Source organism: Providencia sp. PROV156 (assembly GCF_028480905.1).
In the GTDB taxonomy this organism is placed as follows: domain Bacteria; phylum Pseudomonadota; class Gammaproteobacteria; order Enterobacterales; family Enterobacteriaceae; genus Providencia; species Providencia hangzhouensis.
This window is the reverse complement of sequence record NZ_JAMPPE010000008.1, coordinates 104,141-126,450: the sequence shown is the minus strand read 5'-3', so window position 1 is coordinate 126,450 and position 22,310 is coordinate 104,141. Positions and strand designations below refer to the sequence as shown.

Here is a 22,310-nt window from a genome sequence, read left to right as displayed (position 1 = left end):
AAGATTGTATGGAATTTCAGATTACTGGACACAATATTGAAGTTACTCCTGCATTGCGCGAGACTGTTGAGAAAAAACTCAAAAAATTGGAGCAATTATTTGATCGCATTAATGGTATCCAAGTTGTCTTGAAAGTTGAAAAAGTTCAGCAAATTGCTGAAGCAACCGTGCAAGTTAATGGAGCGGATCTCCACGCATCAGCGGAGGAAAATGATATGTACGCTGCTATAGATATACTCGTAGACAAGCTGTCGCGCCAATTAACCAAACATAAAGAAAAACTGAGACAACATTAATGCATTGATGCGGCTTATTAATTAGCCGAATAATGTTTCAAACCAGATGGTGGGATACACCATCTGGTTTTGTAGTCCTAAGTGAACAATAAAATGAATAGTGATATAGAAATCCAGTTAAACGTTGTTTTATCATCAGCCTGTACACGTAATAATATTGTGTGCACGAGTAAAAAAAGAGCTTTAGAAATTATTAGTGAGCTGGCTGCCGTTGAATTGGAATTACCTGAAAATACGGTATTTGAAGCGTTATTAACCAGAGAAAAAGTTGGCACAACAGGTATTGGTGGTGGTATTGCCATTCCTCATGGAAAGCTGAATGAAGGTGAAAGTAGCCGTGCTGTCGGCGTCTTTTTACATCTAGAGGAACCCATTGCTTTTGATGCAATTGATAATCAACCTGTTGACTTGCTTTTCGCCTTACTTGTGCCATCTGACCAATGTAAAACGCACCTGCATACGTTGTCGCTTATCGCCAAAAAACTAGCCGATAAAACGCTCTGTAAACGCCTACGCAGTGCACAAAGTGATGAAGAGCTATACAGCATAATTACAGAGTAAGTGATAAATTATGTATCTTGCCATATGCAAATGATATTGTTATGGTTTCTAAATAATATTAATTGGCAAGTACTGCTTTTCAAGAAACTCATTATTAGGAAACAAAAGGGAGCAAGCTCATGGTGCTGATGATAGTCAGCGGCCGTTCCGGTTCGGGGAAATCCGTTGCCTTACGTGCGCTGGAAGATATGGGTTTCTATTGCGTAGATAACCTACCGGTTGTATTACTACCGGAGTTAGCGAATTCACTGGCTGATCGTAACATTTCAGCAGCGGTTAGTATCGACGTGCGTAATATGCCCGATAATCCAGAGATTTTCGAAGAAGCGATTGATAAATTGCCTTCAACCTTCTCTCCTCAATTGTTGTTTCTAGATGCTGACCGCAACACGCTTATTCGCCGTTACAGTGACACTCGTCGGTTGCACCCACTTTCAAGTAAAAATCTTTCACTTGAGAGCGCAATAGATGAAGAAAATGAGTTACTTGAGCCTTTACGCTCTCGTGCTGATTTAGTCATCGATACTTCTGAAATGTCCGTTCATGAATTAGCTGAAATGCTAAGAACACGTTTGATGGGCAAGCGTGAGCGTGAACTGACAATGGTGTTTGAATCCTTTGGTTTCAAACATGGTATTCCTATTGATGCCGATTATGTATTCGATGTACGGTTTTTACCCAACCCACACTGGGACCCGAAATTGCGCCCGATGACAGGCCTTGACCGGCCAGTCGCTGCATTCTTGGATAGGCATACTGAAGTCCATAACTTCATCTATCAAACTCGTAGCTATTTAGAATTATGGCTGCCGATGTTAGAAACCAATAACCGTAGCTACTTAACTGTTGCAATTGGCTGTACGGGAGGTAAACACCGTTCCGTGTATGTCGCAGAGCAACTTGCCGACTATTTCCGTTCCCGTGGTAAAAACGTGCAGTCACGCCACAGAACATTGGAAAAGCGCAAATAACAGCAATGACAGTAAAAGCCACAATAACGCTCAAAAATCGGCTTGGAATGCATGCAAGGCCTGCTATGTTACTCTATGATTTAGTTAAACAATTTAACTCAAGAGTTATTTTGCGTAATAATAATCAAATTGAGGCTGAGGCCGATAGCGTTATTGCGATGTTGATGTTAGACTCAGAACAAGGCAGTAAGATTGATATCGAAGTTAGCGGCCCAGATGAAAACCAGGCCTTGTCCGCAATTATCAACCTATTCGAAAACAGGTTTGATGAAGAATAGCTGATATCGCTGATGAAAAGCAGCTGAGTTTCAAGCTAGCTACTGATAATATCAATCAGTAGATTTTTATCTAGGCAGGCTTAGAGATCGTGATCATGATCTCTTCCCTTTAAAGCGTATAGCGCCTAATATTTTAAACAAACTTATTTCTAGCGACACCCCCTACCTTATGGGTGGGGGGTGTTTGCTTTGTATGTCTCTATTGGAGTGTGGTATGACAAAGCCAACAATTATTATCAATGATTTAGATGCTGAACGTTTAGATGCACTGATGGAACAGCCGGCTTATGCGGGCACACCAGTTGCCGAAGCGCTCAATGATGAACTTGACCGTGCAGATATCTTAAGCCCACAAGAGATCCCTGCGGATGTGGTCACGATGAACAGTACCGTTCGCTTTTTGGATTTAATCAGCAACGAAGAACGCACACGCACCTTAGTTTACCCTGCGTCCCTGAAAGATAGTGCAGAGCAGCTGTCTGTTATGGCACCGATTGGGGCAGCCTTGTTGGGCTTGCATGTAAACGATGAAATCAGTTGGGAACTGCCAAACGGCGTTCAAACACGTGTTCGCGTACTGGAAATCGTTTATCAGCCAGAAGCGGCTGGTGAGTTCCACCGTTAATAACGATAACGGATGAATTAAGGAAGGCTTAGCGAAAAAAGTTTTATTTAAAAAACTCAGGTAAGTCCTCTGACATATTCAGGCACTCAATTGAGTGCCTTTTTTGTTGCCTTTAAATGGGCAGAGTAGAAACCTACTCCCCGGCAATACTCATTTCTGGGATCAGTACCGAACCACACTGAATATTACTGCGAGTTTCAATATCATCAGCGATAGTAACCATATTCGCCCACATCTCTTTTAGGTTACCAGCAATGGTAATCTCACTCACAGGATACTGAATTTCACCGTTTTCGACCCAAAAACCTGAAGCCCCACGAGAGTAATCACCAGTGATACCACTAACCCCTTGTCCCATTAATTCAGTAACGACTAGCCCTGTTCCCATTTGTTTCAGCAATGCTTCGAATGAAAGCCCTTGCCCTGCAATACGCCAGTTATGGATGCCTCCAGCATGCCCAGTACTTTGTAAACCCAATTTTCTTGCAGAATAGCTGGTCATTAACCACGTTTGCAAAACGCCATTTTCGACAATATTGCGCTCACAAGTGCGTACGCCTTCGCTATCAAAAGGTGATGACGCCAACCCACCCATTAAATGGGGTTGCTCATTGATAGTTAGCCAGCTTGGTAAAATTTGCTTTCCTAAGCTATCGAGTAAGAAAGAAGATTTACGGTAAATACTGCTGCCACTAATGGCACCCACTAAGTGACCAAATAGACCTGTTGCTACTTCTGCTGCAAAAATAACAGGGGCTTTCATTGTCGGTAATTTACGTGGCGATAAACGAGATAAAGTACGACGAGCACACTCCTGCCCAACCCACTCAGGCGACTGTAATGCCCCTAAGCTACGGCCAATCGTATAAGCGTAATCACGCTCCATTTCACCATTTTGCTCAGCAATCACACAACTTGACATCGAATAGCGGCTTGAACAATAGCTTTGCAGCATGCCATGGGAGTTACCAAATACACGAACCCCGTAGTGCCCATTAAAGCTACCGCCTTCCGTATTCACAATGCGGGAGTCTGCATTTAATGCTGACATTTCCGCAATCGACGCTAAGCGGATCGCTTCTTCAGGAGAAAGTTCGCTCGCTTGAAACAAATTGAGGTCTGGTGCTTCAAAAGCCAGCAAAGATTTGTCTGCCGGCCCTGCACACGGGTCTTCTGAGGTGTAGTTAGCAATATCAATTGCCGCCTGAACAGTCCGTTCAATAGCTTCAGGGCTTAAATCTGTTGAAGACGCACTGCCTTTACGTTGTTGATGGTAAACGGTGATCCCTAGCGCTCCATCACTGTTAAACTCAACATTTTCGACTTCCCCTTGGCGGGTACTCACACTAATCCCAGTGCTTTTGTTTACTGCGACTTCCGCAGCATCACAACGTGTTTTAGCAAATTCTAATGCGTGCGCGACGGCTTCTTCGAGTTTTTTACGTTGTTCGGTGACTTGTTCAGTTACACTCATGCTTTAGTCCAATCAATAATGTGGGGGAAACGTGATTTTCTGCCCTAACAAGCAAATGCTAGGTAGTCATAGAGGGGTTTTCCCAGTTACAATATATAATAGATGAATGTTAACACTCACAACACAGTAAATCATATTAATTACGCGTAATTAAACCACTGTGTTCGGTAAAAAGGAAAATCGATATGGCCAAACAGCCTGATGACTGGCTGGATGATATCCCAGCGCCGCAAGACGAAGAAGACGAGGAAATCATTTGGGTCAGTAAAAGCGAAATTAAACGCGATGCTGAGATCCTCAAAAAGTTAGGGGCTGAGCTCGTTGATTTAAGTAAAAGTGAATTAGAACGCATCCCGTTAGATACTCAATTACTTGAAGCCATTGAACTTGCCCAAAAAATCAAACGTGAAGGCCGTCGCCGCCAATTGCAATTGATTGGTAAGTTATTACGTTCACGTGAGGTTGAGCCCATTACTGAGGCTCTGGACAAGCTTAAAAACCGCCACAACCAGCAAGTGGTAATTTTACATAAACTGGAAGACTTACGTACCCGTTTATTAGATGGCGGTGATGAAGTCATTGAAGACGTGGTTGCCCTGTTCCCACAAACAGACAGGCAACAACTGCGTGCATTAGTCCGTAATGCAAAAAAAGAGCGTGAAGGCAACAAACCGCCAAAAGCTTATCGCCAAATCTTTCAATATTTGAAAGATCTCTCTGAAATGGCTTAATGAATTATCCCCTATGCTACGGCTAGGGGATTTTTCTTTGTAAATTAAGCAATAATCTGAAAAAGCCAGAAGCGTGTTGATAGCGCTGCCGAAACAACCTATCATGCCATTGTTAGACATACTCTGACCCGTATTATCGCGGCTGCTGAACCCCGATAAATAATGAGGAAGATATGGATAATACCCGAAATAGAGCATGGCGCAGAGCCAAAGCTCGAATCAATAAATCCCGTGATCAACTAAATTCACGACTAGTTGACTGCTATACACCTGAAAAAAACTGGAAACAGATGTACGGTCGAAGCGAAAAAATGATCCGTGCAGCCCAATTAGGTATGGCATACCCGCAAGTAAGTAATATACAGCTTGCCCGTATTAGCCTTGAAGAGATACACAACAACTCGTGAATATTTTATTCATTTGCAGTAAAAACCAATGGCGTAGTCCAACCGCTGAACAGATCTGGCGCAACCATGAAAGTTGGGTCACCCGTTCAGCGGGAACGAGCCGCAATGCGAAGCGCCCTGTTAATGCGGATTTAATCCGCTGGGCAGATGTAATTTTTGTGATGGAGCAAAAACATAAAAACCGCTTAAAAGCAGATTTCCCCCGCCTTTTGGAATACAAACCGCTTCATGTTCTGGATATTCCTGATGATTACCCATATATGGACCCAGAGTTGATTGAAATACTCAAAACCAGTGTGCCTAGTATTCTTACCAACCATAACTAGCTAAAATGCGTTTTGATCGTATCAAGTAGTGTTTTGAACTCAGTATAGCCTTCTCTATCAAGGAAATGCCCAGCAGATTCCTCAATAATAACCTGTGTTTTTAAGGCCTCTGCCAATGCTTTCGAAGACCCCGGCGACACAATTTCATCATTGGTTGATATAATCGATATTCGATTATTTGCCACTTTTATGAGTTCATCATAATTCAATGGTTCAACGGTGTGAGGCTGTAATTCAGGCAATGTAGGCTGTTCTTCGTCAAACCCTGATACCAATACATAACCTGCCACCGATTGCCCTGCATGTTGAAGAAACCGCAATGCAGTAACGCAACCTAAGCTATGGCCAATCAAAACCGTATTTTCATCAATATCAAAAGGTAAATGCTGTAAGCGCTGCTGCCACCTTTCAGGGTTGGGGGCTAAAGAGTCAGGCATGGTGGGGACGTTAACAAAAGCGCCTAAGGCTTCAAGCTCTGATTTCAACCATGGAAACCAATTTTTTTCAGGGGATGCCGTGTAACCATGAACAATAAGAAATTTTTTTTCTTTTAGTGGAAATGCAGTGCAAGTAACGTTATTCATCCTAAAGACCCCTATCAGCTCAGTTATCTTATTTAGACTTTACCATGAGTGATAGGAATATTAGTTAGAGCTTTTTGTTATATCTAAAGCAAAAATAAACTCTTCTTCCCACATGTCTTGTGCGTCATTCATCACATCAATAACATCTGCGAATTTTATACGTTGTTCCGCGGTCATATGTGAAAACGTGATGGTTACAGGTAACTCAATGCCTGCGGAAACCATGTCCCACAAAGCATCAAGATTATGACCAAACCAATCAGGAAGGGAAAATTGTTGAGCAAATTGGTCATAAAAATCATTCAATGAGTTTATCTGCCTGAAATCAAAGCTCACCTGTTTGCTCATCACGGTATTTCCTTTAGTTGACTTGTGTAAAGCTCTTATAATGGTCATGAGTCACAAAAATCATCCCATCTGATGAGTATAGCAAACGGTCCGCCCCGCGATGACCACAGCGATAATTAATGTCTGCTTCAAACCATTGGCGTCCTTGTGCAATGGGTAAACTTTTCTCACGGTTAGAAAAACGGTCGCCGCCAATCGCTCTTCCAGGTAACACATCGCAAAGATTACCTTTTTTCGCATCCCATCCGGCTTCACGGGCTTGTTTTTTCGTCATATAGAAAGCGGGAAGTTTTTGATATTTTTCCATAAAACTAACCACGTTATCTTGTGCAGTTAGCTTATCAATCGGTTGTGGTGTTTCTTTTGGCGTTATCGCTTCACGAGAAGGTGGATTGCTTTGATTAACGGATGGTTCAGATGGTGTTTTATCTCCACCATTAAAATAAAGGCTAATCACAATCAAAATAGCCATCAATACGACGGGTAAAAAACGTTTATTCATAACACCTCAGTTGTTTTGTGCTTTGCAGGCACACAATCGCCCCAGTCACAACATCGACAAGAAGTTGTTACAAGGGCGAGCAGAGCCTAGTTTATATCGCCATGAACGATTATGCGGTACCGCCAACGGTCAGTTTGTCCAGTTTTAATGTAGGTTGGCCTACACCAACAGGGACACTTTGGCCTTCTTTGCCACAAACACCAACGCCTTTATCTAGCGCTAAGTCATTACCAACCATTGAAATCTGCTGCATAGCTTCAACACCCGAGCCAATTAACGTCGCTCCCTTCACAGGAGAAGTAATCTTACCTTTTTCAATCAGGTAAGCTTCTGATGTTGAAAATACAAATTTACCTGAGGTGATATCTACCTGACCACCACCAAAGTTTGGTGCATAAATGCCTTTATCCACACTCGCAATAATTTCTTCTGGCGTTGATGCACCTGCTAACATGTAGGTATTGGTCATACGCGGCATAGGTAAGTGCGCATAAGATTCACGACGTGCATTACCTGTTGGAGCAACTCCCATCAGGCGTGCATTCAGTTTATCTTGAATATAATTACGTAAAATACCATTTTCTATTAGGACGTTATACTGCCCAGGTACCCCTTCGTCATCAATGGCGAGAGAGCCTCGACGGCCCGCTATCGTGCCATCATCCACCACAGTGCACAGTGGTGATGCCACTTGTTCGCCTATTTGACCTGAAAAAACAGAGGTGCCGCGACGGTTAAAGTCACCTTCTAAACCATGGCCTACCGCTTCATGCAATAGAACCCCTGGCCAACCGGCACCCAGCACAACCGGCATCATTCCAGCAGGCGCAGCGATCGCTGACAAATTCACCAGCGCCATACGCACCGCTTCGCGTGCATATTGTTCAGCAACCACTTGCCCTTGGTGAATTTCCAAGAAATATTCGTAACCATAACGGCCACCACCGCCACTTGCACCGCGTTCGCGCTTACCGTCATGTTCCACCAGCACGCTGACTGACAAACGCACTAACGGACGAACATCTGCCGCCAAAGTGCCATCTGTTGCGGCGACTAACACTTGCTCATAAACACCCGTTAAACTGGCATTGACCTCGATAACACGTGGGTCTTCTGCACGTGCAACTTGGTCAACACGATGCAGTAAATCAATTTTTTGTTCCCGCGATAAGCTTTGCAGTGGGTCTGCCATTGAATACAGTTTCTTATATTCAACGTTAGTTAGAATTTGTGATTTACCAGAACCTTGCTCATTCACAATACTGCGTGCTGCGGTCGCACTTTGTGTCAGCGCATGTAGCGAAATTTGGTCTGCGTATGCAAACCCGGTTTTTTCACCACTGACTGCTCTCACACCAACACCTTGGTCGATATTGTAAGAGCCATCTTTGATGATCCTATCTTCAAGCACCCATGACTCATGGAAGCTCGATTGAAAGAATAGATCCGCATAATCCAGATGGCGCTCAGATAACAAACCTAAAATGTCATACAGATTTTCTTGCCCAAGGCGGTTGGCGGCCAGCAAATGTTCGCTGACAGAAACTAAACTCATATTCGTTACTCTTTGGTTTCTTTTTTAATCAAGGATGTCAATTGCGGTCTAAAGCGGTTATGTTTCACCACTTTGATTTGCTCTCGCATGACACTCAAGCTGTCTGTTTTAATATTCAGTACCGTAGACGCGACTGCATCCACGTTCTTTTTCATCACTTTACCCCACCCATCAACCGCAAGGCTGTGCCCCCATGTGCGACGTGTACCGTGCACACCGACTTGAGCAGGCGCTAAAATATAGCATTGGTTTTCTATCGCACGGGCACGTAATAACGGCTCCCAATGTGCTTGCCCGGTGTAACGAGTAAATGCCGCTGGTACAGAGATAATTTCTGCGCCTTGTTCACGTAATGCTTGGAATAAACCAGGAAAACGTAAATCATAGCAAATTGTCATGCCAAGACGACCAACGGGTGTATCAACGACAGTGATATGTTCACCGCGTTGATAAATCACAGACTCGTTATAAGTGCCTTGCTCGTCTTCGATATTGACATCAAACATATGAATTTTATCGTAGCGAGCTTTAATATTTCCTTCGGAATCAAATAATAAGCTACTACTTGTAATACGCTCAGGATCTTCACGGCTAATCATTGGCATTGAGCCAATTAAAATCCAAACATGATAACGTTTGGCCATTTCGCTGATCGCACTTTGCAAAGGACCTTTTCCTTGCTCTTCCGCTTGTTTACGATAAGTCGCCGCATCCGCAAATAACAATGCATTTTCAGGGGTCAGTACTAATTCAACAGTCTCTGGTAACTGTTTGATCTGTTGTTCGATTTGCGCCAAATTGTGTTTAGTATTATTTCCGCTACATAACTGCAAAAGTGCAACGTTGCCATTTTTCATTACTCTTGAGTCTCCTTCAGTTGACGTAATACTTCATCAATTTTCGGCTCGTCCAAACTACCTGTTACTCGGTAACGAATAACGGAAACTTTACTCCATAGTGGACCGAGCACTTTCGTTGCCGCAAATACGGCAGCGCCTGCAAATGGGTTTACCACAAACGCGGTTGCTACTCCTACTGTAGCAGATATTTCCGGTGTAATGACGGCTTCAACATTAATTTGGCGTTTAACAAGGTCAATTTGGCCATTAAAAGCGATATCGGCAACTAAACCATCAACATAGGTATTTTTCGAAACCAGTACACCATTTTTAATGGTCGCATCCCCTTTAATGGAGTCAAAATCAAAGTCATCACTAAATGTATCGCTAAAATCAAATCGTAGTTTACGCAACAGGGCATCAAAACTGACTAGACGCAATATTTGCCCGGCACGACCACCGCCCATTTGTGCAATCGCTCCTTTGCCCAATTTTGCAGACATTTTACCATTTAAAGAGGCGATATCTGGTGACCAAGGCAAATTAGCCCAATTTAAATCAAATTCAATAGTATAAGGTGATTGGATAATGGGAACCAATATACCAAAATACGCCGCCGTTTCGTCAAAAGCTTCACCGGTTAATGAACCTGCAATTTGTGTTTTATTGCCTTTTTCGCTGTTCCAAATAGCATCTAACTTTAATTTCGTGACGCTGTTATCTAGCGTGCCATCTGTCAGCTGCAATAAAGTGCCTTTAGGTTGGATATTAGCGCTAATTTCCCCCAATTTCTGCCCAGCGACCCAACACTCTTTACAGTGAAACTGGAACTGCGGCCATTGGCTAAAATCGATTTGTGTCGTAGCAAGGTCATTGATTTGAGTACTAGAGGATTCACTAGGGTTGTAATACAAATAATCAATGGCGACCTGCCAAGGCTGTGAAGCAAAGATTTGTAACGAACCTTTTAAGTTTTCACTATTGATACTGACTAATTGCTCAGCCCGTTGTAAGTCATAGGAAAAATTTACTGCATTCCATTGCTGCCCAGCGAGGTAGATTGATGGGATATTGACCTCAAGCATGTCAGGTAAACCAATATTCATCCCCCCTTCGCGGCTATGGGATGACACTAACAACCCGGCTAATTTCTCCCAGTTCATATCGGTAATCGGTGGCAAATCAACAACAAAAGTTGCATTTTTAGGTAATTCAGGAATACCATCACGCCATTGGGCAATATGGGCTTTTAATAAGCTTAAAGGCTTACTACTCAGTCCCCATTGAGTATTAAAACCAATGCGCTTACCGATATCTCCACCAACCACCAATTGTTCTGTTGTTCCTTTAGCCTGAACATTAATTTGCCCAAGTTCGGCTAATAGAGCGTTATCAATAGCGGGTAGCTGGCTTTTCAGTTGTTTTAGCCCTGCGCTAACGTCTATTTGTAAGCCAACAGGTTCTTTTGCTGTATTCGGAATAGTGATCGCAACTTGGCTTTTCCAGTTAGTGGTTCCTGACACCTTTTGCTTAATCTCAGCAGGCAACATTGCCAACTTATTCACCGCCCAGTTTCCGCTAACATTCACATCCACTAAATAATTTTTTGCTTGATCTGTAGTGGTGAAATCAACAGTAATGGGCTGTTCAAACCAATGGCCTTGCAAGTTTTCACCGCGTAAATCTCCATTGTTAAACTCAAAACTGCCCGTTAAAGCGGAAATAGTGCTATCAATTGGCTGAATGTATAAATCATTTTTATTGAGATTAACTTTCCCTTTGGCAAAAACATCTTTACCCGCCACCAATGGAATAGATAACCCTAATTGGCCATTAACAGTCCCCCCAATTTGTAACTCTTCAAGCGTATCGCCAATTGAGTGGTTCATCGGGGTATGCACAAAATATTGCTGGATTTGTTTTCCAGTTCCACTGATGTCTGCATTGATATACAGCATTTCTTTAGTGTAATCAGGGATGTTCGCATCAAGGTTGGTTGCCGTGGCATCCGCTAATTTCACGCTTGGCGCATGCATATATAACCCTGCACGCCTAAAGTCTAAGTTCATATCTAAGTTCAATAACGCAGGCCATTCACTGTCATATTCGAATGTTGCATCACGCAAAGGGACATAAACTTGGAATTGCCCATCATTGTTATCATAGGGAAAATGAGCAGGGTCGCCTTTATAGACTAAAGTCGCATTATCTACGCTACCGGCAATAATCGCTTTCGTCAGGTAATCGGCCACATCTTGGCCCATTAATTTTTGTGGGAAATAACGCCATGCATCCCCTGCATCATCTAAACGGATTCCGGCAAGAATGGCGAGATCGGCATAATTTCCTTTTTTCGCTTTTGCGTAACGAAACTCACCATTTGCCCAAAGAGACTGAGCTTGTAGCTCTAATGATGGGCTCCACAACTTAAATTCACTGGCATTATTGACCCAATGGAACTGACCTGTTGCCGTTTTTATCGAGAAAGGCGCTTTAAATTCATCACGATAGTCAACTTCACTATCTTGTAAGCTAACGGTGGCACTACCACTTTGCATCCCACCGATTAAAACACCTGAAAAGTGATTAACTGAAGGCAGCTCCTTCCATTTTTTCCAGCTAACATTTTGCCAGTCCATGTTGATTTGTACGTTTTCAGGCATGTTTTGCGTGATATCAAGCGCAAATTCACTCACCACACCAGTTGGTTGGCGATGTTGCCAATCCTGTACCATTTCAGGCGTTAAAAAGGAAAAAGTGGGTAAAATTTCACTTAAACGTTCAAGTTCAATATCTTTTGCACGGATGCGCCAATGGTCATTATCTTGATATTTTTTGCTGGCAGGCAAATACAATACAGAGGCGCTCCCTCGTGGCCAGATAAACTCATTGGTTTTCAAGGTATCAAGCTCAGGAATGTTAAATAACCACCCATTTCCCTGCCTTTTCATTCGCAAAAGCAAATCATTGACTTGCAAGTTTTGCGCTAATTCGCCGGTTCCCCAATTGGCTTCCCCTTGCCGTAATTGAATAAGGCCGCTATCAATCCGGTTATTTTTCAGTGTTACCCAAGAAGACAGGCTAAAATTTGCGTCCCGTAATGACGTGTTATCCCGTAGCCAGCGGCTAAGCCATGGCTGCATATCAATATTATCCGCTTGCAGATAAAAAATACCGTCGCTTAACACGCCATTTTTATCTGACACATCAAGCTTTACTTGCAGATAACCATGCTGCTTATTGATGGTTTCGAGACTAACAAAACCTTGAGCGCGATGCCTGTCGTTATCGTTGAGCCAAGAAAGTTCAGGCAAAATCAGCGTCGTTTTTTGTTCTGAAGGTGTGAGGAAGGTTAATTGGCTTTCTTTTAGTACAAAATGGTCAAATTGCCTTAAAAATAGCTCTTCAATACCATCTAAAGACTGCCCTTCCGAGGAATCGCCAAGGCTGAAAGGGACTTTGTGATCTACATTTAACTGGTAAAAGGTTAAGTCACGAAAACGCCAGCGTAGAGAAAATAACGAACTCCAAATATCTAATTCAACCGTAATAGTATTCGCTGTAATATCGGTAGTTTTATTCTGTAAAACGACATCGGACAACGTCAGTACAGGGCCAAAAGATTGCCAAGCCCCTTCAATTTTACCAATTTGTACCGATACATCGGTCTTTTTTTCAACGTAATCGATCAGGTCTTGCCGATAGTTGTCGATATTTGGCAGAAGAAAACGCAGCCCTGACAGCACTAATGCGCACAGCAATAATATAACCGCAGTCGTCACCAGTGCTACACGTGGCAGTCGTCTCACTCAAATCTCCTTTTACATCATTACGACATCAAAACGTTCCTGACTGTAAAGAGGTTCAGTCTGAACTTTAACTTGCTTTCCAACAAAAATTTCAACTTCTGCAAGGGCGTGTGACTCATCCCCTTTAAGGACATCAACCACCGCTTGGGATGCATAAACTAAGAACCTATCTGCATCGATAGTACGGTGAACACGAACTATTTCACGTAAAATTTCATAACATACCGTTTCTACCGACTTAACGGTTCCGCGCCCTTGGCAAGTCGGGCAATCATCACATAATACGTGTTCTAAGCTTTCTCTTGTACGCTTACGCGTCATTTCGACTAAGCCCAGTTGCGAAAAACCATTAATGGTTGTTTTAACTTTATCTTTACTCAATGCCTGCTCTAATGACGCTAATACACGGCGGCGATGTTCCGGGTCAGCCATATCAATAAAATCAATAATAATAATGCCGCCTAAGTTGCGTAAACGCAGTTGCCTTGCTATCGCTTGGGTTGCTTCGATATTGGTATTAAAGATAGTTTCTTCAAGATTACGGTGCCCAACAAATGCGCCCGTATTAATATCAATGGTCGTCATGGCTTCAGTTTGGTCTATAATCAAATAACCACCTGATTTTAGCTCCACTTTTCGGTCCATTGCTCGCTGAATTTCGTTTTCAACGTCAAACAAGTCAAATATCGGCTGATTCCCTTGATAGAGTTCGAGCTTAGCTGTCATTTCTGGCACATACTCTTCGATAAATTCTTGTAATTGAGTATAGGTCAAACGAGAGTCAACACGAATGCGATCAAGGTGAGCGCCGGCAAAATCACGAATAATGCGGTAAGCAAGTGCTAATTCACCATAAATTTTAGTGCGAGTCACATTGCGTTTTTTTCGTTCAATCACTTTTGCCCACAGGCGTTTTAAGAATGCAGCATCCTGTTTAACTTCCTCTTCCCCGACCCCTTCTGCTGCCGTACGAATGATAAAGCCCCCATTTTCATCACAATACTGTGAAACACACTCTTTTAGGCGTTCTCTTTCATCTTCACTTTCAATACGTTGTGAAACTCCCACATGGGAAGCTCCTGGCATAAAGACCAAATAGCGAGAAGGGAGTGTAATATCCGTAGTTAGGCGAGCACCTTTGGTACCAAGGGGGTCTTTAACAACTTGGACGATTAAATCTTGTCCTTGCTTAACGAGCTCCGCAATATCCCTGACATGAAAGTTTTTTTGTTCATCACCCGCAATACATTCCGTATGAGGCATAATGTCAGAAGCATGCAAAAAAGCTGCTTTATCTAGACCAATATCAACAAAGGCCGCCTGCATCCCCGGTAAGACACGGCTCACACGGCCTTTGTAAATATTCCCTACTAGCCCTCTTTTTGCTTCTCGTTCAACATGAATTTCTTGTAATATCCCACCATCAATATAAGCAACGCGCGTTTCAGATGGCGTAATGTTTACTAATAGTTCCGCAGTCATGACTTCCCCTTACCATCACTTAACGCTAAAAATCGCTGAATTAGCTCGTCTGTTTCAACCAGTGGTAAACCAACAACCCCATGGTAGCTGCCATTAATTTTACGTATAAAACGCCCACCAATTCCTTGTATTCCATAAGCGCCTGCCTTATCCATTGGCTCACCAGATTGTATATAGTCCCGTATTTCGATTAAAGATAACTCGCGGAATGTCACATCTGTCACAATTAGTGACTGCATTGTCTGTTGACGGTTGGATAAGGCAATAGCCGTCATGACTTGATGGGTTTTTCCTGATAATGCACTTAGCATCTCTTCTGCGTGCTGATTATCTCGCGGTTTTTCTAAAATTTCCCCTGCGAGAACAACGATTGTATCTGCGCCCAAAACCGGTTGATTATCGGGTGCAATCGCAACACCAGCTAAAGATTTATCTCGTGCAAGACGTTGAACATAGTCTTGAGGCAACTCCCCCTCCTGCCACTGTTCTTCTACCTCTGGACGTAAAACCTCAAAGGTATAATTAAGTTGCTGAACAAGTTCACGTCGACGGGGTGAGCCGGACGCAAGATAAATTAAACACATAAACTGTATTCCCAGTCAGACCGACAACTAACACCCTAACATACTGAAAATTGCCGACGAATTTTACGTAAAAGCAAAAAGAGCCATGGCCATAGAATACCATTCACTAAGCTATTCCAAAATACTTGCGGGTGGAATAATACTTGTGATGATAGAAATTCAGCCCAAAAAACAGCAAGATCTTGAATGATAGTGAGTAACATAATCACCAGAGCTTGCTGCCACAACGCCATATTACGCAACAATTGGTGTTTATAAGAGACGAGATAGCAAATAATGCTAAAAGAAAGAGCATGCACTCCCAGTGCAGAGCCCTGAATGGAATCTACGATAATCCCTAAAATAAAACTCGTGCCAACACTCACTCGGTGTGGTAATGCCATCACCCAATAAGTGAGAATCAACAGAAGCCATGATGGCCGGTAAAAACTGAGTTGTTCCGGCCAAGGCATGACTTGTAAAATCAACGCAATAAAAAACGATAACCAAATGATGGCACGGCCATTTCCGCGATACTCATCCATGCTAATTTACTCTCTTGCCCATAACCATACTGTGTTTCCTCTACTTATGGTTGTGACGTCGGAGCCATTGATGGTGGCAATGGAGGCCCCTGAATTTCATTCGGATTAGGTAACACTTGCGGCAATACTTTCATTAATCGTTCATTTGCTGCACGATAAACTTCCGAAGGCTGTAGTGGCGTTTTAGGGTCGCTATCATTTCCCCATAGTAGCAGAAGGTAGCGTAAACGCTGCAATTCGGCACTCGGCTTCGCGCTGATAATAGTATAAGCACGTTGTGTGTCGTGTTTTACGGCAGAGACCACCCCTACAGGATAACCTTCGGGGAAACGCCCTCCTAACCCTGACGTGACAAGGACATCACCAACACGAATATCGGTATTTTCAGGCAACGGTTCTAATTGGATATCATCAGCACATCCAGAGCCTGCAGCAATAACACGGACATCATTACGTAATACTTGTACTGGCAGTGCATGGGTAGTGTCGCAAATTAACAGAACACGACTATTAAAGTTACTAACCCCAACCACTTGACCAACTACGCCTTTATCACTAATAACGGGCTGCCCTTCATAAACGCCTTCATTACTGCCCTTGTCTATAACCACTTGGTCACGATATGGCGTATTCGCGCCTGAAATAACTTGCGTGACCATCATGTGTTCATCTTGACGAAGTGGCGAACCAAGTAACTCCCTTAACCGCGCATTTTCCTGCTTAAGTTGTTCTAAAAGCAAGTTGTCCGCTTTTTTCAGTAATAGCTCTTGGCGTAAGGCTTTATTTTCGAATTGCAATTGTTCTCTTGAAGAGAAGCTTTCGGAGATATTATCTAGAAATTGACGTGGGCCATTGGCTAAAAAATAGAATGGGCTAACCGCCGTGTCTAAGTAGTTACGGACTTTATTGAAAGGCTCAAAGCGATGGTCAATCACCACCAGTACAAGTGCAATGATTACCGCAATAAAAATGCGTAGCTGTAGGGATGGACCTCGCCTAAAAATTGGCTTCATGTGTGGCTAAGTTTCACTAATGTCAGAGGAACAAAAAATAGTCAAAACAGTTGGGGACAGCCCCAACTGTTTCTAAAAGGCCATTTAGTCTTCGCTAAACAGGTCGCCACCGTGCATATCAATCATTTCTAACGCTTTACCGCCACCACGAGCGACACAAGTTAGAGGATCTTCAGCAACGATAACTGGGATACCAGTTTCTTCCATCAATAAGCGATCTAAATTACGAAGAAGCGCGCCACCACCGGTTAAGACCATACCGCGCTCTGAGATATCTGAGGCCAATTCAGGAGGACACTGTTCAAGTGCTAGCATGACTGCGCTGACAATTCCTGTAAGCGGTTCTTGCAATGCTTCTAAAATTTCATTGGAGTTCATCTTAAATCCGCGTGGTACACCTTCCGCAAGGTTACGGCCGCGAACTTCAATCTCGTAAACTTCATCTGTTGGGAATGCAGAACCAATTCCATGCTTGATGCGTTCTGCTGTCGCTTCACCTATCAGTGAGCCATAGTTACGACGTACATAGTTAATGATGGACTCATCGAAACGGTCACCACCAATGCGTACAGATGAAGAGTAAACAACGCCATTTAACGAAATAACAGCGACTTCTGTAGTACCACCACCAATATCAACAACCATTGAGCCTGTTGCTTCTGATACAGGTAACCCGGCACCAATAGCTGCGGCCATAGGTTCTTCAATTAAGAAGACTTCCCGTGCGCCCGCACTTAACGCTGACTCACGAATGGCTTTACGTTCAACTTGTGTTGCACCAACAGGGACACAAACAAGGACTCGCGGACTTGGGCGTAAAAAACTGTTGCTATGAACTTGTTTGATGAAGTGTTGTAACATTTTTTCAGTCAGGAAAAAGTCGGCGATAACACCGTCTTTCATTGGCCTGATTGCCGAAATATTACCTGGTGTACGTCCCAGCATCTGCTTCGCTTCACCACCGACAGCAGCAACGCTTTTTGGCGATCCAGAGCGGTCTTGACGAATAGCAACTACAGAGGGTTCATTTAATTTTACGCCTTGTCCTTTGACATAAATAAGGGTATTGGCCGTACCCAAGTCAATAGACAAGTCATTAGAAAACATGCCACGAAATTTTTTAAACATAACGAAAGAGTTATCCTGCAAGCTGGGGACGAATTTAAACCCGTCTACTCTACCAACCACTTGAAGCGGTCTCAAGGCGTTAATGAGCTGCTTCTAAAATATGGTTAATTCATCTATTTTTCACGTACCGTACTGTACATGCTTCTTATCTAAACGAAGCAGATAAAAACCCCAAAAACAGATATTAATTGTATTATTTACCTACAGGATAAAATCACACAAAAAAACACCTATTCTTTGGTTGTTATATACTCCATCTTTTTCTTCCCAGTGTGACAAGTTATTATGGCAACAAGTTCAAATATTATTTAGTTCTTTTTATTATTGCTACACACTGGCTATTTCCAATACAAATTGGGTGAATTCGCTGAGTGTTCGCTCTATTATCTACCAGAAACGCGGCAAATTTATGTCAATATGCAAAATGAATCCGTCAAGATGCGATATTTTGCATGATAAAAGCCTATTTATGCCAGAAAAAAATAAATTTTTACAAATTAATTACAATATTAATAGCTTAAATACTGTTACTACGTCAATGAAATACACTCAAATTTTAGTCATTTTCAAAATACATATTTAATCATTATATAGGAGTGAAAGATGAAAGCTCTCGTCCTACAACAAACTGACGAAAAAATCGTCTCTGGCATTCAACCATTAACTACAGAAATGCTTCCAGCCGGAGATATTATAGTCGATATTTATTGGTCTACACTTAATTATAAAGATGCATTAGCTATTTGTGGAAAAGCGGGCGTTGTTCGCCAATACCCGATGGTACCCGGCATCGATTTTTCAGGTGTGATCCACCACAGTGAAGACCCTCGTTTCCAAGTTGGCCAACATGTACTACTGACTGGATGGGGGGTGGGTGAAACGCATTGGGGCGGGTTAGCCTCTCAAGCAAGAGTCCCCGCAAAGTATTTAACCCCTCTTCCAGAAAATTTGTCCTTAAAACAAGCGATGGTTATTGGCACCGCCGGCTTTACAGCAATGCTCTGCGTAAATGCCCTAGAAGAAGCTGGTGTGACTCCTGATAAAGGCGAAGTCATCGTAAGTGGTGCAAGCGGTGGTGTTGGTAGTACTGCCGTGCAATTACTCTCTTTATTAGGTTATGAGGTTGTCGCGATTTCAGGTCGTGAAGAAAACAGCAGCTACCTGCAAAGTTTAGGTGCCAAGAGGGTATTACCTCGTAGTGATTTCACTCATCCTGCTAAACCATTAGACAAACAGTTGTGGGCGGGTGCGATTGATACAGTAGGTGGTGAATTACTCGCTAATATTCTTGCGCAAACACACTATAATGGGACTGTTGCCGCCTGCGGCTTAGCGGGTGGCTTCGACTTACCAACCAGTGTCATGCCATTTATTTTACGTAATGTCCGCCTACAAGGTGTAGATTCGGTTTACTACCCTGCCGCAAATCGCCCTAAAGTATGGCAACGACTCGCGGAACTTCTACCTCCGTCTTTCTATGAGCAAGTCAGCAGTGAGATTAAATTAGAAGATTCTGTCGAATATGCAAAAAAACTCTTAAAAAATGAAGTGACTGGGCGTACGCTAGTTAACCTGCGAGGTTAGTCACCAATTTATTGCGGTACTTTCGCCTAAATAGGGATTACCGCACATTTTCTAAAATAAATTCGGGTATTTTCTCTGATAAGACCAGTATTTTGCTGCTATATGTCACGAAATAATTATAATGACGAACCTTGTCAGTAGAAAATCCATTTATTTTTATGATAAAAGATGACAAACGCTTAGCATCGCGTTATGTTGTCGGGCTATTGATAATATCGTCGGAGTTAGCAGCATAATGGCAGAAGATATTCACATTTTACTCTTGAATGGGCCAAACCTAAACCTGCTAGGTACACGGGAACCCGATAAATACGGCAACCAAACTCTTGCCGATATCGTATCCAAGCTGGAGTCAGAGGCTAGTCAGTTAGGGGTAAAACTGAGTCATTTTCAGTCAAACGCAGAATTTGAACTAATCGATAAAATTCATGCTGCACGTCATGATGTTGATTTTATTCTCATCAATCCGGCTGCATTCACACATACCAGTGTTGCACTACGTGATGCATTACTCGCGGTGAGTATCCCGTTTATCGAGATCCACTTGTCTAATGTGCACGCTAGGGAATCATTTCGCCAACATTCTTATTTCTCCGATAAAGCAATCGGTGTAATTTGTGGTCTAGGTGCTGATGGTTATAGTTTTGCTTTACAGGCAGCGGTTAACCGTCTGCGCCTAATTAATTCAATCCAAATATAAGAGTACGGAATCATATCCATGGATATTCGTAAAATTAAAAAGCTGATCGAGCTGGTCGAAGAGTCTGGCATTTCTGAACTGGAAATTTCTGAAGGTGAAGAGTCAGTACGTATCAGCCGCGTTTCACCTGCTTCCCAGGTTATGGCTGCACCTCAACAATATTACTCAGCACCGGTTGCACAACAACCTGCTCTGGCTAATGCGGTTGCACCATCTGAAGCTATGGTAGCGCCAGCTGCACCTGCTGCAGTTGCAGGTCACCAGGTTCGCTCACCAATGGTCGGTACTTTCTACCGCGCACCAAGCCCTGAAGCGAAACCATTCGTTGAGATTGGTCAAACGGTCAGCGTTGGTGACCCACTTTGCATCGTTGAAGCGATGAAAATGATGAACCAAATCGAAGCAGATAAAGCAGGCGTTGTTAAAGCCATTCTGTTGCAAAACGGTGATGCAGTAGAATTTGACGAGCCATTAGTTGTCATCGAATAACGAGGCGTTTCCATGCTGGAAAAAATTGTTATTGCTAACCGCGGAGAAATCGCATTACGTATTTTGCGTGCCTGTAAAGAACTCGGCATCAAAACAGTAGCGGTTCACTCTACGGCAGATAGCGATCTAAAACACGTGTTACTGGCTGATGAAACAATTTGTATCGGCCCAGCAGCATCAGCGAAAAGTTACTTAAATATCCCTGCGATTATTTCCGCAGCGGAAATTTCAGGTGCTCAAGCGATTCACCCAGGATATGGTTTCTTGGCTGAAAACGCAGATTTTGCAGAACAAGTTGAAAACTCTGGTTTTGTTTTTATCGGTCCAAAAGCTGAAACCATCCGCCTAATGGGTGATAAAGTTTCTGCAATTAACGCGATGAAAAAAGCCGGTGTACCTTGTGTTCCGGGTTCTGATGGCCCATTAGGGAACGACACTGAAAAAAATAAAGCCATCGCAAAACGTATCGGCTTCCCTGTCATCATCAAAGCATCTGGTGGTGGTGGTGGTCGTGGTATGCGTGTGGTACGCAATGAGAAAGATTTAGAATCTTCGATCAACCTGACACGTGCTGAAGCGAAATCCGCTTTTAATAATGATATGGTTTACATGGAAAAATTCCTTGAAAACCCACGTCATATTGAAATTCAAGTCATGGCTGATGGCCAAGGCCATGCGGTTTACTTGGCTGAGCGTGACTGTTCAATGCAACGTCGCCACCAAAAAGTGGTTGAAGAAGCACCAGCACCGGGTATTACGCCTGAAATTCGCCGTAATATCGGTGAGCGCTGTGCTAATGCATGTATTGAAATCGGTTATCGCGGTGCAGGTACCTTCGAATTTTTATTCGAAAACGGTGAGTTCTACTTCATTGAAATGAATACCCGTATTCAAGTTGAACACCCAGTAACTGAAATGATCACTGGTGTAGACTTAATTAAAGAGCAACTGCGTGTTGCCTCTGGGTTACCATTATCTGTGAAGCAAGAAGATATCGTGGTGCATGGCCATGCTGTTGAGTGCCGTATCAACGCAGAAGACCCGAATACTTTCATCCCAAGCCCGGGTAAAATCACCCGTTTCCACTCACCTGGTGGTTTTGGCGTACGTTGGGAATCTCATATTTACGCAGGCTACACTGTACCTCCGTATTATGACTCAATGATTGGTAAATTAATTACCTATGGTGAAACTCGTGAAATCGCTATTTCTCGTATGAAAAATGCGTTAAACGAATTAATCGTCGATGGTATTAAAACCAATATTGAATTGCACCAAATGATTATGAACGATGAAAACTTCCAAAAAGGTGGAACTAATATCCACTATTTAGAGAAAAAACTGGGTATTGCTGAATAAGTCAGCGATAACCTGTTTAACTTATCGTCAATCGATACCGTAACGCCCTGCGTTACGGTATTTTTTTGTGTTAAATACGCTTTAGTGCACTTTTCTTCTGGTATTTTTCACACTCAGTCCACAGATTATCGTACAATTGCT

The 22,310-nt window shown here is 42.9% G+C and carries 24 protein-coding genes; 12 read left to right on the top strand and 12 right to left on the bottom strand.

Annotated elements, in window-relative coordinates:
* The first annotated feature begins 8 nt into the window (after positions 1 to 8).
* The 5 genes from hpf to rnk all read left to right on the top strand — a co-directional run bounded on the left by hpf (position 9) and on the right by rnk (position 2,731).
* Complete coding sequence (gene hpf, locus PSF31_RS08235; RefSeq protein WP_004258306.1) at positions 9 to 296, top strand: ribosome hibernation promoting factor; 288 nt, start codon at positions 9 to 11, stop codon at positions 294 to 296.
* 93 nt (positions 297 to 389) lie between these two features.
* The gene (gene ptsN / locus PSF31_RS08230) at positions 390 to 857 is read left to right on the top strand and encodes a PTS IIA-like nitrogen regulatory protein PtsN (RefSeq protein WP_004258311.1); all 468 of its coding nucleotides are present in this window, start codon (positions 390 to 392) and stop codon (positions 855 to 857) included.
* A gap of 119 nt (positions 858 to 976) precedes the next feature.
* Entirely contained in the window at positions 977 to 1,828 is an 852-nt protein-coding gene (gene rapZ, locus PSF31_RS08225) for an RNase adapter RapZ (protein WP_004258318.1), read from the top strand.
* 5 nt (positions 1,829 to 1,833) lie between these two features.
* Positions 1,834 to 2,106 (top strand): PTS phosphocarrier protein NPr, encoded by a 273-nt coding sequence (npr, locus tag PSF31_RS08220; protein ID WP_004258320.1) that lies wholly within the window; start codon positions 1,834 to 1,836, stop codon positions 2,104 to 2,106.
* A 214-nt stretch (positions 2,107 to 2,320) separates the two neighbouring features.
* Positions 2,321 to 2,731, top strand: a complete 411-nt coding sequence (gene rnk, locus PSF31_RS08215; RefSeq protein WP_004908251.1) for a nucleoside diphosphate kinase regulator — start codon at positions 2,321 to 2,323, stop codon at positions 2,729 to 2,731.
* Between the two features lie 133 nt (positions 2,732 to 2,864).
* On the opposite strand, the gene pmbA is transcribed toward rnk, so the two are convergent.
* Complete coding sequence (gene pmbA / locus PSF31_RS08210) at positions 2,865 to 4,205, bottom strand: metalloprotease PmbA (protein ID WP_164560892.1); 1,341 nt, start codon at positions 4,203 to 4,205, stop codon at positions 2,865 to 2,867.
* Between the two features lie 185 nt (positions 4,206 to 4,390).
* Between pmbA and yjgA the strand changes: the two genes are divergently transcribed.
* The 3 genes from yjgA (at position 4,391) to PSF31_RS08195 (ending at position 5,669) form a co-directional block, all read left to right on the top strand.
* On the top strand, positions 4,391 to 4,936 hold the full coding sequence (gene yjgA, locus PSF31_RS08205) for a ribosome biogenesis factor YjgA (RefSeq protein WP_004258329.1): 546 nt from the start codon (positions 4,391 to 4,393) through the stop codon (positions 4,934 to 4,936).
* Positions 4,937 to 5,109: 173 nt separating this feature from the next.
* Positions 5,110 to 5,343, top strand: coding sequence for a hypothetical protein (locus PSF31_RS08200; protein ID WP_094961512.1), 234 nt, complete (start codon positions 5,110 to 5,112; stop codon positions 5,341 to 5,343).
* A complete protein-coding gene (locus PSF31_RS08195; protein ID WP_004258336.1) occupies positions 5,340 to 5,669 on the top strand; it encodes a low molecular weight protein tyrosine phosphatase family protein in 330 nt (109 codons plus the stop codon). The genes PSF31_RS08200 and PSF31_RS08195 overlap by 4 nt, the downstream gene beginning before the upstream one ends.
* On the opposite strand, the gene PSF31_RS08190 is transcribed toward PSF31_RS08195, so the two are convergent.
* From PSF31_RS08190 to PSF31_RS08140, 11 genes are all read right to left on the bottom strand, one after another.
* Positions 5,666 to 6,253: an RBBP9/YdeN family alpha/beta hydrolase gene (locus PSF31_RS08190; RefSeq protein ID WP_004258339.1), complete on the bottom strand. Its 588-nt coding sequence runs from the start codon at positions 6,251 to 6,253 to the stop codon at positions 5,666 to 5,668. The genes PSF31_RS08195 and PSF31_RS08190 overlap by 4 nt on opposite strands.
* A gap of 60 nt (positions 6,254 to 6,313) precedes the next feature.
* Positions 6,314 to 6,601: a barstar family protein gene (locus tag PSF31_RS08185; protein ID WP_096864405.1), complete on the bottom strand. Its 288-nt coding sequence runs from the start codon at positions 6,599 to 6,601 to the stop codon at positions 6,314 to 6,316.
* A 13-nt stretch (positions 6,602 to 6,614) separates the two neighbouring features.
* Positions 6,615 to 7,103 (bottom strand): ribonuclease domain-containing protein, encoded by a 489-nt coding sequence (locus PSF31_RS08180; protein WP_004258351.1) that lies wholly within the window; start codon positions 7,101 to 7,103, stop codon positions 6,615 to 6,617.
* 109 nt (positions 7,104 to 7,212) lie between these two features.
* Positions 7,213 to 8,658, bottom strand: coding sequence for a metalloprotease TldD (tldD, locus tag PSF31_RS08175; RefSeq protein WP_096864404.1), 1,446 nt, complete (start codon positions 8,656 to 8,658; stop codon positions 7,213 to 7,215).
* Positions 8,659 to 8,663: 5 nt separating this feature from the next.
* Positions 8,664 to 9,515 carry a deaminated glutathione amidase gene (nit1, locus tag PSF31_RS08170; RefSeq protein WP_004258360.1) on the bottom strand — a complete coding sequence of 284 codons (852 nt, stop codon included), beginning with the start codon at positions 9,513 to 9,515 and terminating at the stop codon, positions 8,664 to 8,666.
* On the bottom strand, positions 9,515 to 13,306 hold the full coding sequence (yhdP, locus tag PSF31_RS08165; protein ID WP_164560890.1) for an AsmA2 domain-containing protein YhdP: 3,792 nt from the start codon (positions 13,304 to 13,306) through the stop codon (positions 9,515 to 9,517). The genes nit1 and yhdP overlap by 1 nt, the downstream gene beginning before the upstream one ends.
* A gap of 12 nt (positions 13,307 to 13,318) precedes the next feature.
* Entirely contained in the window at positions 13,319 to 14,788 is a 1,470-nt protein-coding gene (gene rng, locus PSF31_RS08160; protein WP_004258373.1) for a ribonuclease G, read from the bottom strand.
* Positions 14,785 to 15,372 (bottom strand): Maf family protein, encoded by a 588-nt coding sequence (locus PSF31_RS08155; RefSeq protein WP_096864402.1) that lies wholly within the window; start codon positions 15,370 to 15,372, stop codon positions 14,785 to 14,787. The genes rng and PSF31_RS08155 overlap by 4 nt, the downstream gene beginning before the upstream one ends.
* Before the next feature lie 35 nt (positions 15,373 to 15,407).
* On the bottom strand, positions 15,408 to 15,896 hold the full coding sequence (gene mreD / locus PSF31_RS08150) for a rod shape-determining protein MreD (protein WP_004258382.1): 489 nt from the start codon (positions 15,894 to 15,896) through the stop codon (positions 15,408 to 15,410).
* 44 nt (positions 15,897 to 15,940) lie between these two features.
* Positions 15,941 to 16,909: a rod shape-determining protein MreC gene (gene mreC / locus PSF31_RS08145; RefSeq protein ID WP_004258388.1), complete on the bottom strand. Its 969-nt coding sequence runs from the start codon at positions 16,907 to 16,909 to the stop codon at positions 15,941 to 15,943.
* Positions 16,910 to 16,993: 84 nt separating this feature from the next.
* Positions 16,994 to 18,037 (bottom strand): rod shape-determining protein, encoded by a 1,044-nt coding sequence (locus PSF31_RS08140; protein WP_004908213.1) that lies wholly within the window; start codon positions 18,035 to 18,037, stop codon positions 16,994 to 16,996.
* A 603-nt stretch (positions 18,038 to 18,640) separates the two neighbouring features.
* Here PSF31_RS08140 and acuI point away from each other — a divergent pair.
* From acuI to accC, 4 genes are all read left to right on the top strand, one after another.
* Entirely contained in the window at positions 18,641 to 19,621 is a 981-nt protein-coding gene (gene acuI / locus PSF31_RS08135; protein WP_096864400.1) for an acrylyl-CoA reductase (NADPH), read from the top strand.
* Between the two features lie 235 nt (positions 19,622 to 19,856).
* Positions 19,857 to 20,321, top strand: a complete 465-nt coding sequence (gene aroQ, locus PSF31_RS08130) for a type II 3-dehydroquinate dehydratase (protein WP_004258402.1) — start codon at positions 19,857 to 19,859, stop codon at positions 20,319 to 20,321.
* Between the two features lie 18 nt (positions 20,322 to 20,339).
* Positions 20,340 to 20,810 carry an acetyl-CoA carboxylase biotin carboxyl carrier protein gene (gene accB, locus PSF31_RS08125; RefSeq protein ID WP_004258405.1) on the top strand — a complete coding sequence of 157 codons (471 nt, stop codon included), beginning with the start codon at positions 20,340 to 20,342 and terminating at the stop codon, positions 20,808 to 20,810.
* A gap of 12 nt (positions 20,811 to 20,822) precedes the next feature.
* Complete coding sequence (accC, locus tag PSF31_RS08120) at positions 20,823 to 22,169, top strand: acetyl-CoA carboxylase biotin carboxylase subunit (protein WP_004258411.1); 1,347 nt, start codon at positions 20,823 to 20,825, stop codon at positions 22,167 to 22,169.
* Positions 22,170 to 22,310: the final 141 nt, after the last annotated feature.

What these genes read in the sequence shown, in the direction of transcription:
- hpf (WP_004258306.1), top strand. Translation starts at nt 9, where the DNA reads ATGGAATTTCAGATTACTGGACACAATATTGAAGTTACTCCTGCATTG.
- ptsN (WP_004258311.1), top strand. Translation starts at nt 390, where the DNA reads ATGAATAGTGATATAGAAATCCAGTTAAACGTTGTTTTATCATCAGCC.
- rapZ (WP_004258318.1), top strand. Translation starts at nt 977, where the DNA reads ATGGTGCTGATGATAGTCAGCGGCCGTTCCGGTTCGGGGAAATCCGTT.
- npr (WP_004258320.1), top strand. Translation starts at nt 1,834, where the DNA reads ATGACAGTAAAAGCCACAATAACGCTCAAAAATCGGCTTGGAATGCAT.
- rnk (WP_004908251.1), top strand. Translation starts at nt 2,321, where the DNA reads ATGACAAAGCCAACAATTATTATCAATGATTTAGATGCTGAACGTTTA.
- pmbA (WP_164560892.1), bottom strand. Translation starts at nt 4,205, where the DNA reads ATGAGTGTAACTGAACAAGTCACCGAACAACGTAAAAAACTCGAAGAA.
- yjgA (WP_004258329.1), top strand. Translation starts at nt 4,391, where the DNA reads ATGGCCAAACAGCCTGATGACTGGCTGGATGATATCCCAGCGCCGCAA.
- PSF31_RS08200 (WP_094961512.1), top strand. Translation starts at nt 5,110, where the DNA reads ATGGATAATACCCGAAATAGAGCATGGCGCAGAGCCAAAGCTCGAATC.
- PSF31_RS08190 (WP_004258339.1), bottom strand. Translation starts at nt 6,253, where the DNA reads ATGAATAACGTTACTTGCACTGCATTTCCACTAAAAGAAAAAAAATTT.
- PSF31_RS08185 (WP_096864405.1), bottom strand. Translation starts at nt 6,601, where the DNA reads ATGAGCAAACAGGTGAGCTTTGATTTCAGGCAGATAAACTCATTGAAT.
- PSF31_RS08180 (WP_004258351.1), bottom strand. Translation starts at nt 7,103, where the DNA reads ATGAATAAACGTTTTTTACCCGTCGTATTGATGGCTATTTTGATTGTG.
- tldD (WP_096864404.1), bottom strand. Translation starts at nt 8,658, where the DNA reads ATGAGTTTAGTTTCTGTCAGCGAACATTTGCTGGCCGCCAACCGCCTT.
- nit1 (WP_004258360.1), bottom strand. Translation starts at nt 9,515, where the DNA reads ATGAAAAATGGCAACGTTGCACTTTTGCAGTTATGTAGCGGAAATAAT.
- rng (WP_004258373.1), bottom strand. Translation starts at nt 14,788, where the DNA reads ATGACTGCGGAACTATTAGTAAACATTACGCCATCTGAAACGCGCGTT.
- PSF31_RS08155 (WP_096864402.1), bottom strand. Translation starts at nt 15,372, where the DNA reads ATGTGTTTAATTTATCTTGCGTCCGGCTCACCCCGTCGACGTGAACTT.
- mreD (WP_004258382.1), bottom strand. Translation starts at nt 15,896, where the DNA reads ATGGATGAGTATCGCGGAAATGGCCGTGCCATCATTTGGTTATCGTTT.
- mreC (WP_004258388.1), bottom strand. Translation starts at nt 16,909, where the DNA reads ATGAAGCCAATTTTTAGGCGAGGTCCATCCCTACAGCTACGCATTTTT.
- PSF31_RS08140 (WP_004908213.1), bottom strand. Translation starts at nt 18,037, where the DNA reads ATGTTTAAAAAATTTCGTGGCATGTTTTCTAATGACTTGTCTATTGAC.
- acuI (WP_096864400.1), top strand. Translation starts at nt 18,641, where the DNA reads ATGAAAGCTCTCGTCCTACAACAAACTGACGAAAAAATCGTCTCTGGC.
- aroQ (WP_004258402.1), top strand. Translation starts at nt 19,857, where the DNA reads ATGGCAGAAGATATTCACATTTTACTCTTGAATGGGCCAAACCTAAAC.
- accB (WP_004258405.1), top strand. Translation starts at nt 20,340, where the DNA reads ATGGATATTCGTAAAATTAAAAAGCTGATCGAGCTGGTCGAAGAGTCT.
- accC (WP_004258411.1), top strand. Translation starts at nt 20,823, where the DNA reads ATGCTGGAAAAAATTGTTATTGCTAACCGCGGAGAAATCGCATTACGT.